Origin of the sequence: Chryseobacterium sp. c4a (assembly GCF_009900745.1) — a bacterium.
Lineage (GTDB): Bacteria > Bacteroidota > Bacteroidia > Flavobacteriales > Weeksellaceae > Chryseobacterium.
In genome coordinates, this window is sequence record NZ_WXVU01000001.1 from 36,150 (window position 1) to 48,824 (window position 12,675).

14 protein-coding genes are annotated in these 12,675 nt (G+C 34.7%); 3 read left to right on the forward strand and 11 right to left on the reverse strand.

From position 1 onward, the window contains the following. Nucleotides 1-219 precede the first annotated feature (219 nt). Together GTR01_RS00155 and GTR01_RS00160 are read right to left on the reverse strand one after the other, a co-directional pair. Complete coding sequence (locus GTR01_RS00155; protein ID WP_160135877.1) at nucleotides 220-1,050, reverse strand: glycosyltransferase family 2 protein; 831 nt, start codon at nucleotides 1,048-1,050, stop codon at nucleotides 220-222. Then, on the reverse strand, nucleotides 1,047-1,949 hold the full coding sequence (locus GTR01_RS00160) for a glycosyltransferase family 2 protein (protein ID WP_160135878.1): 903 nt from the start codon (nucleotides 1,947-1,949) through the stop codon (nucleotides 1,047-1,049). Before GTR01_RS00160 ends, GTR01_RS00155 begins: the two co-directional genes overlap by 4 nt. A 39-nt stretch (nucleotides 1,950-1,988) precedes the next feature. Between GTR01_RS00160 and GTR01_RS00165 the strand changes: the two genes are divergently transcribed. Together GTR01_RS00165 and GTR01_RS00170 are read left to right on the forward strand one after the other, a co-directional pair. Further along, nucleotides 1,989-3,113, forward strand: a complete 1,125-nt coding sequence (locus tag GTR01_RS00165; RefSeq protein WP_228452123.1) for a glycosyltransferase — start codon at nucleotides 1,989-1,991, stop codon at nucleotides 3,111-3,113. 5 nt (nucleotides 3,114-3,118) lie between these two features. Continuing rightward, entirely contained in the window at nucleotides 3,119-4,204 is a 1,086-nt protein-coding gene (locus GTR01_RS00170) for a glycosyltransferase family 4 protein (protein ID WP_160135879.1), read from the forward strand. Here the strand turns inward: GTR01_RS00170 and rocD are convergent. Further along, entirely contained in the window at nucleotides 4,201-5,451 is a 1,251-nt protein-coding gene (gene rocD, locus GTR01_RS00175) for an ornithine--oxo-acid transaminase (RefSeq protein ID WP_160135880.1), read from the reverse strand. The genes GTR01_RS00170 and rocD overlap by 4 nt on opposite strands. A 33-nt stretch (nucleotides 5,452-5,484) precedes the next feature. On the opposite strand from rocD, the gene GTR01_RS24725 reads away from it, so the two are divergent. Then, nucleotides 5,485-5,610 (forward strand): hypothetical protein, encoded by a 126-nt coding sequence (locus GTR01_RS24725; protein WP_262885733.1) that lies wholly within the window; start codon nucleotides 5,485-5,487, stop codon nucleotides 5,608-5,610. Between the two features lie 455 nt (nucleotides 5,611-6,065). Here the strand turns inward: GTR01_RS24725 and GTR01_RS00180 are convergent, their stop codons facing one another. The 8 genes from GTR01_RS00180 to pdxA all read right to left on the reverse strand — a co-directional run bounded on the left by GTR01_RS00180 (nucleotide 6,066) and on the right by pdxA (nucleotide 12,674). Then, nucleotides 6,066-6,617 (reverse strand): YdcF family protein, encoded by a 552-nt coding sequence (locus GTR01_RS00180; protein WP_160135881.1) that lies wholly within the window; start codon nucleotides 6,615-6,617, stop codon nucleotides 6,066-6,068. Between the two features lie 98 nt (nucleotides 6,618-6,715). Further along, nucleotides 6,716-7,837, reverse strand: coding sequence for an FAD-dependent monooxygenase (locus GTR01_RS00185; RefSeq protein ID WP_160135882.1), 1,122 nt, complete (start codon nucleotides 7,835-7,837; stop codon nucleotides 6,716-6,718). Nucleotides 7,838-7,913: 76 nt separating this feature from the next. Next, complete coding sequence (locus GTR01_RS00190) at nucleotides 7,914-8,486, reverse strand: Crp/Fnr family transcriptional regulator (protein WP_228452124.1); 573 nt, start codon at nucleotides 8,484-8,486, stop codon at nucleotides 7,914-7,916. Between the two features lie 146 nt (nucleotides 8,487-8,632). Then, on the reverse strand, nucleotides 8,633-9,988 hold the full coding sequence (accC, locus tag GTR01_RS00195) for an acetyl-CoA carboxylase biotin carboxylase subunit (RefSeq protein WP_065399495.1): 1,356 nt from the start codon (nucleotides 9,986-9,988) through the stop codon (nucleotides 8,633-8,635). Nucleotides 9,989-10,086: 98 nt separating this feature from the next. Continuing rightward, nucleotides 10,087-10,569, reverse strand: a complete 483-nt coding sequence (gene accB, locus GTR01_RS00200) for an acetyl-CoA carboxylase biotin carboxyl carrier protein (RefSeq protein ID WP_065395338.1) — start codon at nucleotides 10,567-10,569, stop codon at nucleotides 10,087-10,089. A 127-nt stretch (nucleotides 10,570-10,696) separates the two neighbouring features. After that, nucleotides 10,697-10,900, reverse strand: a complete 204-nt coding sequence (gene rpmF, locus GTR01_RS00205) for a 50S ribosomal protein L32 (RefSeq protein ID WP_007843326.1) — start codon at nucleotides 10,898-10,900, stop codon at nucleotides 10,697-10,699. A gap of 67 nt (nucleotides 10,901-10,967) precedes the next feature. Further along, nucleotides 10,968-11,498, reverse strand: a complete 531-nt coding sequence (locus tag GTR01_RS00210; RefSeq protein ID WP_160135883.1) for a YceD family protein — start codon at nucleotides 11,496-11,498, stop codon at nucleotides 10,968-10,970. An 84-nt stretch (nucleotides 11,499-11,582) separates the two neighbouring features. Continuing rightward, nucleotides 11,583-12,674, reverse strand: coding sequence for a 4-hydroxythreonine-4-phosphate dehydrogenase PdxA (gene pdxA / locus GTR01_RS00215; protein ID WP_160135884.1), 1,092 nt, complete (start codon nucleotides 12,672-12,674; stop codon nucleotides 11,583-11,585). Between the last annotated feature and the right edge of the window lies 1 nt (nucleotide 12,675).

Consider the following 12,675-nt stretch of genomic DNA (forward strand, 5'->3'; position numbering starts at 1 on the left):
TAAAATTTTTGCAAATTTACTTAAAATTATACGGTTGTAATACAATTATAACCGATTGTTGTTCTTCAAACTTAAATTTTTCTGCTGTATTTATATAAGACATCTATGAAGAATGAATATTTCAGAAAGCTCTATTGGCTGGTAAATAAAAAAGTACATTAAATCCCTCATATAAGATGAATGAGACTTAATGTACTTCCTGTTATGTAAATGTTTTTTCTAAAAAAGAGACCTTATAGCACGTTCAAGCTTATAAATGGTTTTATAGGTAAGGGTCTTTTTAACCTTTTTAAATGTCTGCCTCGTTTGAAACACATTTTGAATCTCGGCCAGAGAAAGGTCAGAATCTAAAACTTTGGAATAAAGATCACGATGTTTATTGAAAATATAGCCTTCCATTTGATTCTGTTTGGCTTTACTTTCTTGCAGTGATTTTAACATGGAGCTTTCTCTTTGTCTGTAAAAAAACTGTACAGAATCTAATTGTACAACAGCATCCTCTTTCTTTAAAAGTTGAATCCAGAATTCCCAGTCTTCATATCCGAATTTCATTTGAGTATCATACCCCGAAGTTTTCAGATAATCTTCTTTCTTGAAAATTGCCGAACAGAAAATATGATTAGCAAATAATAAAGCTTCATAATCGTACTTTCTAAGTTCCCAAGGTTCATTTTTAGCATCAAAAAACTCAGCTTTACAGTATACTAATGCAAGTTTTGGATTTTTTTCAAATTCCTTTTTAGCGAGTTCTATATATTGAGTTCCAATTTTATCATCTCCATCCAAAGGAAGAATGTATTTTCCTTTGGCTTCTCTTATTCCGTTATTTCTACTGGCGGCAAGGCCTTGGTTTTCCTGATTAAGCTTGACGAAACGAACATCTTTATCACAATAAACATCAATTATTGCTTCAGAGTTATCTGTTGAACCATCATTTACGATGATACATTCCCATGCATCTGAGGTCTGAGCCATAACAGAATCTAAAGTTTCAGCAAGATATTTCTCCTGATTATAGCAGGGAACAATAATAGATACGATTTCATTCATAATTTTCCTGTTTTTCCGATTAACCCATGAACAATTCCTTGAAGGATATTCTTGGAAAATGAACTGTTTTCTTTAAAACTTCCTTTAGAAGAGAAGAATTTTTTGCGGGCAACAATCAAACGTTCCCTGATCACAAAAAATAAACTCCCGGAATATTTTTTAGTGAGCCAGATTCTATTTCTGGTCATATAGTATTCATATACTTTTCCTCTGGAACTGTCAGATTGATACGCGACAAGTTTTGTATCCACTGCAATTTTCCATCGGTTGCTCTTTTTGATCCTGTAACACCATTCCGATTCTTCATAATACATGAATAAATCAGCTTCCATATATCCCATATCATCAAGAACTTCCTTTTTAAACATCATTGCACTTCCATTAATATAAGCCATGTCATAAGTCATTCCTTGAGATTCTACATCTTTTACATTTTTGAGGAAATTGATATGATTTCCTTCAAATCCCTTTTTAGGAAATAATAGACCACCATCAGAAAATATTAACTCGGGATTGCTGTGATACAGTAATCTTGGGCCTATTACTCCCAATGAAGAATCCGATTTTAATTTTATATAAAGCTGTTCAATGGTATCCGCATCTATATGGATATCCGGATTAAGAATGAAAAAATATTTTTTCCCCCATTCAATAGCCTGCTTAATGGCCCAGTTATTGGCATAGGCATATCCAAGATTATTACCCATCTGATGAAAGAAAAAATGATGAGCATTACAGTAGGCTTCTAGCTCTTTTCCATCCGTGGAGTTATTATCAAGAATAATAAAAGAATCATTGCTGATTTCTCCTTTATTGGTAAGCGTTGAGAGCTGTCTGATGATCTCTTTAGAAGAGTTATAATTTAATATTATTATAATTAATTCTTTTATATCTCTCATTAAATAGTCATATTTGTAGCCGCAAAAATAATAAATATAATGAAAAAGAAAGTTCTTTATTTTATGCCTGATAATCCGATGTCTGGAAAGGCCGGAAATACAACCAGGCTTAATTATATGCTTTCTTATTTCAATGAAAACAAGGATCTGGATGTTACTTTTGTCTCTTTAAGAGATTGGGGAATGTGGAAAAAGGAAGAGGAAACCTTGTTTCATGAAAAATTTCCGAATATTCAGTTGTATCTTCTGGATAAGAAATATAAAAAGCATTTTTTGAAATATCTTTTTTTATATAAAATACCTTATCTCTTTAAAAAAAACTCTATAGATACAACAAGTTATATTCTTAGGAAAGAGTTTTCAGATATTGTTAAGAAGTCAGCATTTGAGGTGGTGCTCATAAGTTATGCTACATGGGGAAAATTGATTAATGAAGTTCCTTCCAGCGCCTATAAAATTATTGATACACATGATTTTATTACTGCGCAAAGCCGTCATAAGCGTACCATTGGAAAATTATTTCAGGATGAAATTTCCATTTTAAAACAATATGATAATATTTGGACTTATTCAGTGGAAGAAGAATATATATTCGACCAGTTTACGGATAAAAAGGTAACCCTGATGCCCGTCTCATTTCCTGAGAACATGAGCGAAAGGTCTGATTTTAAATATGATATTCTTTATGTTGCCAGTGATAATCCACACAATATAAAAGGAATTCATTGGTTTTTAAAAGAAGTGTTACCTTTGCTGAATAATGTTAAAATTCATATCATTGGTAAAATTGGTAAGGCAATTGCAGAGGATTACCCAAATGTCATAAAATATGGGATGGTAGATGACTTACAGGAGTTTTACAACCATGCAAAAATTGCTATTTGCCCAATGTTAAGTGGAACAGGTGTAAAAATTAAAGTACTGGAAGCCTTATCTTACGGTTTACCAGTAGTAACAAACAGAAGAGGAGTAGATGGGCTCATTAATAAAAAAGATAACGGATGCTTAGTAAGCCAGGATCCTGTAGAATTTTCAAAAGCGATTCATCAGCTCATGAATGATGATGCTTTTTATGAAAAGATAAAAATGCAGGGAATTTGTTATTTTAAAGAAAACCACAACTCGAAAATAGAAAAAGAAATTCTTGATTCTATTTTTTTATAAAATTTATGAAGAAAAAAATCTTAATTGATCTCGAACGTCTAAGGTACCCCAATTCAGGAATAGCTAATGTGTTTAGAAACCTCGCGAAAGGATTACAGGAGGGGAATTCTAAGTTTGAAATATTTTTTTTCGGTAAAAAAGAACAGCTTGAAAATTTTGAGCCTGCACCGAATTGTGTTTACTGGAACAAAACACATCGTTTTTTTGAGCGTTTCAGTGGAGAATTTGACCTTATCCATGTGAGCCATCAGTTATCCTCTTATTTTCATAGAAATTATAAAGATACAGTAAAGATCGTTACCCTTCATGACCTGAATTTCTTATATGAAAATCTTACCGATTTCAAAAAAAGAAAGATGCTGGGGAAAGTGAGAAGTAATGTGAAAAATGCAGATTATATTGTCTGTATTTCAGAGTACGCAAAACAGGATTTTATTCAGAATAAAAAACTTTTTACTTTTACTAAACTTAAAGATATTGTTGTTATCCACAATGGAATCGACCTTCCTGATAATAGAGAATATCAGCTGGGAAAATACAGTTATTTAAAAGGTAAAAAATATATTTTAAATATCGGGGTACTTTTCAATAAAAAAAATCAGTTGACTTTGGTTGAGATGCTTCCCTATATTGAGGAAGATCTGGTACTTATTGCTTCAGATGAGAAGTCTTCTTATGCAGATGAAGTAAGAAAAAGGATCAAAGAATTACATCTGGAACAAAGAGTACATTTCCTTAAAAACCTTTCAGAGGAAGAAAAATATGCTGTAATTCAGCACTCGGAAGCCATGTGCCATCCATCTATTGCAGAAGGCTTCGGAATACCGCCTATTGAAGCTATGGCTTTTGGTAAACCTGTTTTCCTTTCCCAATATACGAGCCTTCCTGAAATAGGAGGTGATAAGGCTTTTTACTTTGATAGCTTTGAACCCAAATCAATGGCTCAAGTATTTCAGGAGAAAATGAATCTTTATCATAGCCATGAAGAGGAAATGAGCCAGGAAATAAAAAATTGGACAGAGCAATATAGTTATACCGCAATGTCCAATAATTATCTTAAATTTTATGAATCTGTTCTGAAGAAAAATTAAGCTTTATATTCCAGAATAGTTTTTTCAATAATTTTTACACAATCTTTTAGTTGCTCTTCAGTAATTACCAATGGTGGTGCCAATCTGATGATGTTTCCATGGGTTGGCTTAGCAAGCAATCCGTTTTCTTTTAATTGTAAACAAAGATTCCATGCTGTAGAGCTTTCCGGTGTATCGTTGATTAGAATGGCATTTAAAAGCCCTTTTCCTCTTACTTTGGTAATAAGATCTGTTTTTTCTATCAGTTTATTGATCTCAGCTCTGAAAATCTGACCAAGCTCTTCTGCTCTTTCAGATAATTTTTCATCCGCTACTACATCTAATGCTGCTACAGCTACTGCACAAGCAATTGGGTTTCCTCCAAATGTAGAACCGTGTTGTCCAGGCTTAATAACATTCATGATCTCATCATTAGCCAATACTGCTGATACTGGATACATTCCTCCTGAAAGTGCTTTTCCAAGGATTAAAATATCCGGTTGTACATTTTCATGATGGCAAGCGATCAATTTTCCGGTTCTTGCAATACCTGTCTGTACTTCATCGGCAATGAAAAGAACATTATGTTTCTTACATAGTTCAGAAGCATTTTTAAGGAAGTTTTCATCCGGAACATATACTCCAGCTTCACCTTGAATAGGTTCTACAAGGAATGCAGCAATATTTCCTGCTTCTCTGTTAAGTATTTCCTCTAATGCAGAAAGATCATTGTAAGGAATTTTGATGAATCCTGGCGTAAAAGGACCATAGTTCTGGTTAGCATCCGGGTCATTAGAAAAAGATACGATTGTAGTCGTTCTTCCGTGGAAGTTATTTTCACAAACGATGATTTTTGCAGCGTTTTCTGAAATACCTTTTACCTCATAGCTCCATTTTCTGGCAAGTTTTACTGCTGTTTCTACAGCTTCAGCTCCGGAGTTCATAGGTAATACTTTATCAAATCCGAAAAGAGTCGTGATCTTCTGCTCGTACTCTCCCAATTTAGAATTGTAGAAAGCTCTTGATGTTAAAGCTAATTTTTGTGCCTGCTCTACTAATGCTCCTACAATTTTAGGGTGTGAGTGTCCCTGGTTTACAGCAGAATATGCTGAAAGAAAATCATAATACCTTTTTCCCTCTACATCCCAAACGAAAACACCTTCTCCGCGATCCAGAACTACTGGCAGAGGGTGATAGTTATGCGCTCCATGTTTGTCTTCAAGGTCAATAAAGTACTGTGAGTTTTTTGTTGTTTCTGCTGTTGACATATTGTTGGTTTTTCACAAATTTACACAATATTAATGAGATGGATCAACAAAAATAGAGTAGGGTATATGGCTGTAATTGAAGTGTATTTTGAGGGTAAAAGACTATGCCACGGAAATATTTTCTTAGTGGATAAACTGTTGCAGGTATTCTATCTTTAGCAATAAGAAAATTTTGCAGATAAGCTTATTCTATATTTTTTATGGGGCAGATCTTTTCTTAGATATTGAATAGCGGTTCCATTAGGATTATAAAGTTTATAAACGGTATTGATAGAATTTCGGATTCCAATGGATGTTGGGGATTTCTTTAGCAATAATTATCCATGTTAATATCTTGTTCAGAGTTTATTTTTTAATAATTTTCTAAAAATCAATATGCTGAAACAGATCAGAATGAATGTTATACCAAGTGAATATATAACCCATTTCAGAAGTTCTATATTATATTGATCTGGTTCAGTCTTGCCGTCTCCATACATTTCATCGTTGGTGTAAAAAGAATACAAAACAAAAGTTCTGATGAGAAAGAGGATTTCACAAACTATTAGAATGATGACTATGGTTTTGGAAGTTTTGCTAAGTTTCATAAATCATATCTTTATTCATAGAGTTTTTTATAAATAATAAGCAAAAAATTCCCGGAAAACCGAATAGAAATCTCTCATCTCAAAATAGAGAGGACTTGAACTTTCAATATTTTTAAAATAATGATCTCTGAACAGCTTTTTGATTCGGGTCTGATGATAAAATTGGGAGACGGAAATCACTCTGTTATATTTTAGACTATCAGCAATTTTTATTGTATTGATGACGGTCTTTTCAGTGTTATCCCCAAAGTTATCCACAAGAATATGATTGGGAGGAATTTTATTTTTAATCAGATATTTCTTCATTTCTGTGCCTTCCCAGTAACCTTCTTTACCTAGCCCGCCACTTACCAGGATATCTTTAATTTGGTTTTTCTGATAGAGTTCAATGCTTTTATCCAATCTTGCCTGTAGTCGTGGAGAAAGAGTTCTGTCTTCATTTACTTTATTCCCGAAGACCACGGCAAGATCTGCTTTCTGCTTAGAATTTGTAAGCCCATCATAAGTAATATACAAAGAGTGAATAATAAACCAGGAAAGCCCTGCAATGAGAATATATTTGATGATCATTTTCAGCATACCATTATTTTAAAATCAAAGTAATTACTTTTTTATTTATCTGGCCTAAAATAAGTTTTGATATATTTTCCAAAGCTTTTTACCCTTTGGAGTTACTTCTAGTACGAAAGATCAAACACTTTCTCCATTTGTTTTTCGTTGGTAGAGCTAGGCGTTGCCTTTAGTAAAATATTGCGAAGCCAAATTGCTATACTGTTTTCATAATGAGAAACCTTACCAATGGTTGAGCTCGTGTTGACGATATAATGCGCTTTGTTCATACGCAGTTTTTCATATTGTGTGAAGACTTCATCCACACTTTTTCCTTCACTAAAAAGTTTTCCGAGAATATAGGCATCTTCAATGGCCTGACAAGCACCTTGTCCCATATTAGGAGTTGTTGCATGGGCTGCATCACCAATTAAACAAACGCGATCTTTTTGCCACTGATAAATTGGTTCCAAATCGATAATGTCGTTGATAAATATTTTTTCTTTTGGAGTCTCGGAAATCATTTTGGAAACGTCTGGATTAAACCCACTAAAAAGTTCTGTAAGATTATTCGGATTTTTAATCAAGTTCTCGTTAACCACAGCGTACCAATAAATTTTTTGATCATTAATTCTCACAAAACCAAAGCGTCTGCCTTTTCCCCATGCCTCATAGGCTTTGTGATTGTATTTTGCTGCCCAATCGAACTTGCTAACACCACGCCAGCATTTTTGTTGGGAAGATCTTAGTTTTCCAATGTTTAAAATTTGATGGCGTACTACCGATTTAATTCCATCTGCACCAATAACAGCGTCTGCATTAGCGGTGGTTCCGTCTTCAAAAGTGAGTTGATAGCCGTTTCCTTGTTCGATTTTGGATAGGCGTTTAGAGAGTTTAATATGTTCAAAACCAATTTCTTTAGCCAGAATGATCTGTAAATCGCCACGATGAATGGCAACGTTGTGTACCCCATATTTATGCTCGAACTTAGTCAGTTGTATATCCGATAATGTTTTGAGCTGCGGATCAGTAATTTTAATAGTTGAAATTTTGTGACCTGCCTTTTCAATTTTCTGCCGAATGCCAAGTTTATCAAAAACCTGCATTGCATTATTAGCCATAATAATTCCGGCACCTACTGGTTTTATTTCGGGTGCACTTTCGTAAATGGTAATGTCCAGATTATTTTTTTGTAGGGCCAAAGCGGTTGTTAGACCGCCAATTCCGCCACCGATAATTGCTATTTTCATTGTGATTACATTTATATGATGAGGCAAAATTAATGGTCAGAAAAACCAAAAACGTTCACTTAAGGTAATTTTTGAATTAGTAAATCCTTTTCCGGATTCTACTCAGCGATTGTGGGGTAATTCCTAAGTAAGACGAAATATACTTCTGTGGAATTTTGTTCAGAATTTCGGGGGACTTTTTCAAAAGATTGAGATAGCGTTCTTCTGGTGTATAAAAAAACAATTCATCTAACCTTTGCTTTGCATCCAAAAATGCTAAATCAGAAATGTGCTTTGCTACTTCAAGCCAAAAAATATCTTTCTGAATTAAAGTCTCCACATCTTTTTTATCAAAATATAAGACTTCTGTTTTGAGAAGGGTCTGTATAACTGCCATTGTTTTTTTTCCGGTGATATAGCTCGCATAATCGCCAATAACATCATTGTTTACTTGCAAAAGGTAACTGATATCTTCTCCTTTTTCATTGATATAATAAATCCGGACAGCACCGTTCAAAATGAAACCCAAACGGTTGAAAACTCCATTCTTAGGTTCTATCAGTTTGCCTTTATCATAATTTACGATGTAGCAAATTTTCAAAAATTCCTCCGCACGCTCCATTGAAATTTGAAGTGTTTCTGCTAATTTTCCCTGTATTGCTGATGCCATCGCTTCTATTTTAATTGATATACAACAAACTTTATTTTTTGTCACTACAAAAATAACTTTTCCTGCTTGATTAGGAAGAGTCATGTATTGAAACTAAAGAAGGCACCTTTTAGGTGCCTTCTTTTTTATATAAATGATAATTATTTTTAGTGATTATCATATTTTCTATCCATTACAAAATCCTCCATGAATTTTGTAGTATAATTTCCTGCAAGATAATCTTCATTATCCATCAATTGTCTGTGGAAAGGAATCGTTGTTTTTACTCCTTCAATATAGAATTCCTCAAGAGCACGTCTCATTTTTGCAATAGCTTCCTCACGGGTTTGAGCCGTTGTGATAAGCTTAGCAATCATAGAATCGTAGTTAGAAGGGATTGTATATCCGGAATAAACATGAGTGTCTACTCTGATTCCGTGTCCGCCAGGGATGTTTAATCCTGTGATTTTTCCTGGAGACGGTCTGAAGTCTGCATAAGGATCTTCAGCGTTGATTCTACATTCGATTGAATGTAATTTAGGGTAATAGTTGATTCCTGAAATAGGAGTTCCTGCAGCAAGAAGAATCTGTTCTCTGATAAGGTCATAATCAATTACCTGCTCAGTAATAGGGTGCTCTACCTGGATTCTTGTATTCATTTCCATGAAATAGAAATTTCTGTGTTTGTCTACAAGGAATTCGATAGTTCCTACTCCTTCATATCCAATGAATTCAGCAGCTTTTACAGCAGCATCACCCATTTTCTCACGAAGTTCGTCAGTCATAAACGGAGAAGGAGTTTCTTCCGTTAATTTCTGGTTTCTTCTCTGTACGGAACAGTCTCTTTCTGAAAGGTGACAAGCTTTACCAAATTGATCACCTGCAACCTGAATTTCGATGTGTCTTGGCTCTTCAATCAGTTTTTCCATATACATACCTCCGTTTCCAAAGGCAGCTACAGCTTCTTGAATAGCAGATTCCCAATGATCTTTAAGGTCTTCAGCTTTCCAAACAGCTCTCATCCCTTTACCACCACCACCGGCAGTTGCCTTAATCATAACCGGGTATCCAGTTTCTTCAGCAATTTTTACAGCGTGTTCGTATGATTCGATCAATCCGTCAGAACCTGGTACACAAGGTACACCAGCAGCTTTCATGGTAGCCTTCGCATTAGCTTTGTCTCCCATTTTTTCGATCTGCTCAGGAGAAGCTCCAATGAACTTGATTCCATTCTTCTGGCAAATTCTCGAGAAGTTAGCATTTTCAGATAAGAATCCGTATCCTGGGTGGATTGCGTCTGCATTTGTAATTTCTGCGGCAGCAATAATGTTAGGGATTTTAAGGTATGAGTCTTTACTCATCGCAGGGCCAATACAAACCGCTTCATCAGCAAATCTTACGTGAAGACTGTCTTTATCTGCAGTAGAGTATACCGCTACGGTTTTGATCCCCATTTCTTTACAAGTACGTAAAATACGCATTGCAATTTCGCCACGATTGGCTATTAATATTTTTTTGAACATCTTCTTCAATTTGAAAATTAGATAATTTGAAAATTAGATAATGTTATTTTAATGTAGAATTTAATCTAACATCTAATGTCTAACATCTAACCTTTAAATTAAGATGGATCTACTAAGAATAATGGTTGGTCGTATTCTACCGGAGTAGCATCGTCAACTAAGATTTTAACGATTTTTCCGCTGATTTCAGATTCGATCTGGTTGAATAGCTTCATTGCTTCAATTACGCAAACTACTTTACCAACAGAAACTTCATCACCTACATTTACAAATACGTCTTTATCCGGAGATGGTTTTCTATAGAATGTTCCAATCATTGGAGATTTGATTGTTACATATTTGCTATCATCAGATGCAGCTTCAGCTTTTTCTGCAGGTGCAGCAGCAGGAGTTGCAACAGGTGCCGGAGCAGCTACTGCTTGTGGAGCAGTGTGGTATACTGCAGGCTGTGCGTAAACAGCGTCGCTTCCAGCTAATGGAGTTTTAATAGTGATTTCGAAATCCTTAGTCTTGTATTTTACTTCTGAAACTTCAGCCTTAGATACAAACTTAATAAGATTCTGTATGTCTTTAATGTCCATAAATTTGATATTTGATTTTGGGTCAAAGATACCAAAAAAACGCAAAAAACAACAAAAAACCGCCAAATTTTATCAAAATTGGGCGGTTTTTGTATTAAAATGAGGCTTTTTCAGCGAAAAGCGACTCTTAGTTTTCTTCAGTAGTAGCTACTTCTTTTTCCAATACTACTTTACCTCTGTAGTAAAGTTTTCCTTCATGCCAGTGAGCTCTGTGGTATAGGTGAAGCTCTCCTGTTGTTGCATCTTTAGCTAATTGAGGAACTACAGCTTTGTAGTGAGTTCTTCTCTTATCTCTTCTTGTCGACGACTGTCTTCTCTTTGGATGTGCCATTTTCTAATAACTTTTTTAATTGATGAGCGATGAGATTCATCATCTCATCATATTTAAATTATTCTATTTAATTATTGTCTCTTAATTTTCTTAAAGCATCCCATCTCGGGTCACTTTCATGTTCTTCCTCTTCAGTTTCCTCAATATCTTTCGGACTGAACTGGTCAAGAATTTTGATGTCTTCATCACTTACATTCGGTGAAATCTTTTTCATCGGGATAGAAAGCATTACATTTTCATAAATCAAATGTGCTACGTTGAAAGCATGCTCTGCAGTAGGAATAGTAATGACATCTTCATTGCTGTCATCATATTCTTCCCCGAAATTCACCAGAATCTTGATTTCATTTTCAATAGGGTAGTCGAAATCTTCATTTGTAATATCACAAACCAACTCAACCAAACCTTTTATCTTAATCTCAAACTCCAGAAAAGTAGTGTGTTTGTCTAAAAAGACATGTACTTCTATTCTAGGATTTGTAAATTCCTGCTCAGTGTCAAATAATTGAAAGAACGTTTTATCTATCTCAAACTTGAACTCGTGTTTTCCGTTTTTAAGTCCGGAAAAGCTTACGTCATAGTTTCTTAACTTGTCCATAAAATGAGTGTGCAAAAATATGCATTTTTTTTATAATAACAAATAAAATCTAAAACAAATTAATTTAAAATTTGTTTTAACGGATTATGCTTCAGTTTCCTCAGGTAAATCTTCGTCAATTCCATTGTCAACAGCCATTTTTCTCGGCTGAAGGCGGTTGCTCATCAGTTCGTTGTATTCACTTCTGTTCTTGAAAACCTTAATTGCAGTGAAAATAGATTCCATAAAACTCTGTTCATCGGCAACGTTTTTTCCTGCAATATCATAAGCAACTCCGTGATCCGGAGAAGTTCTGATAAACGGAAGTCCTGCCGTATAATTTACTCCTTCCTCATAAGCTAATGTTTTGAACGGAGCCAACCCCTGATCGTGATACATTGCTAATACAGCATCAAAATTTCTGTATTTATTGGGCTGGAAGAAACTGTCTGCCGGGAAAGGGCCAAACGTCAGAATTCCATTATCTGAAAGTTCCTGAATAGCTGGGCTGATGATTTCTATTTCTTCAGTTCCGATCACTCCTCCGTCTCCGGCGTGTGGATTTAATCCTAATACAGCAATTCTAGGTTTCTGAATACAAAAATCCTCAATAAGAGTTTGATTCAATACCCTGATCTGTTTTTTTATCTTTTCCTTGGAAATATTTTCAGCGACCTTCGCAATAGGAATATGATGAGTAGAAACAGCTACTTTAAGATCTTCAGTTACCAGGAACATTAATCCTTTTTTACTGAATTTTTCTTCAAAATAGCCAGTGTGTCCTGCATGTTTAAATCCCATCTTTACCATTTCATCTTTATTGATAGGAGCGGTGACTAAAACATCAATATCTCCTCTCATTAAAGCTTCCGTGGCTGCTTCCAAAGAATCAATAGCCATTTTGGTAGATTCTTCAGTAGGAACTCCTAGCTCAACATTTACGTTTTCCTTTGTCAGATTCACCATATTCAACTTTCCGGGTTGTGCCTGAGAAGCTTCATTAACATAGTTGAAATTCAGATTCAGCTTGAAAATGTTTTTCTGATAAGTGAATAATTTTCCCGAACCAAAAATTACAGGAGTGAAAAAATCTGTAATGGTTTTGTCTTTCAGAGACTTCATAATGATCTCCGGGCCGATGCCGTTGAAATCACCGATTGAAATTCCTACTCGTACTTTATGGTTTTTTGGGCTCATT

Coding starts and splice junctions, on each gene's coding strand:
- GTR01_RS00155 (WP_160135877.1), bottom strand. CDS start 1,050: ATGAATGAAATCGTATCTATTATTGTTCCCTGCTATAATCAGGAGAAA.
- rpmF (WP_007843326.1), bottom strand. CDS start 10,900: ATGGCACATCCAAAGAGAAGACAGTCGTCGACAAGAAGAGATAAGAGA.
- GTR01_RS00160 (WP_160135878.1), bottom strand. CDS start 1,949: ATGAGAGATATAAAAGAATTAATTATAATAATATTAAATTATAACTCT.
- rocD (WP_160135880.1), bottom strand. CDS start 5,451: ATGTCAACAGCAGAAACAACAAAAAACTCACAGTACTTTATTGACCTT.
- GTR01_RS00190 (WP_228452124.1), bottom strand. CDS start 8,486: ATGGCATCAGCAATACAGGGAAAATTAGCAGAAACACTTCAAATTTCA.
- GTR01_RS00165 (WP_228452123.1), top strand. CDS start 1,989: ATGAAAAAGAAAGTTCTTTATTTTATGCCTGATAATCCGATGTCTGGA.
- GTR01_RS00170 (WP_160135879.1), top strand. CDS start 3,119: ATGAAGAAAAAAATCTTAATTGATCTCGAACGTCTAAGGTACCCCAAT.
- GTR01_RS24725 (WP_262885733.1), top strand. CDS start 5,485: ATGAGATGGATCAACAAAAATAGAGTAGGGTATATGGCTGTAATTGAA.
- accC (WP_065399495.1), bottom strand. CDS start 9,988: ATGTTCAAAAAAATATTAATAGCCAATCGTGGCGAAATTGCAATGCGT.
- GTR01_RS00210 (WP_160135883.1), bottom strand. CDS start 11,498: ATGGACAAGTTAAGAAACTATGACGTAAGCTTTTCCGGACTTAAAAAC.
- GTR01_RS00185 (WP_160135882.1), bottom strand. CDS start 7,837: ATGAAAATAGCAATTATCGGTGGCGGAATTGGCGGTCTAACAACCGCT.
- GTR01_RS00180 (WP_160135881.1), bottom strand. CDS start 6,617: ATGCTGAAAATGATCATCAAATATATTCTCATTGCAGGGCTTTCCTGG.
- pdxA (WP_160135884.1), bottom strand. CDS start 12,674: ATGAGCCCAAAAAACCATAAAGTACGAGTAGGAATTTCAATCGGTGAT.
- accB (WP_065395338.1), bottom strand. CDS start 10,569: ATGGACATTAAAGACATACAGAATCTTATTAAGTTTGTATCTAAGGCT.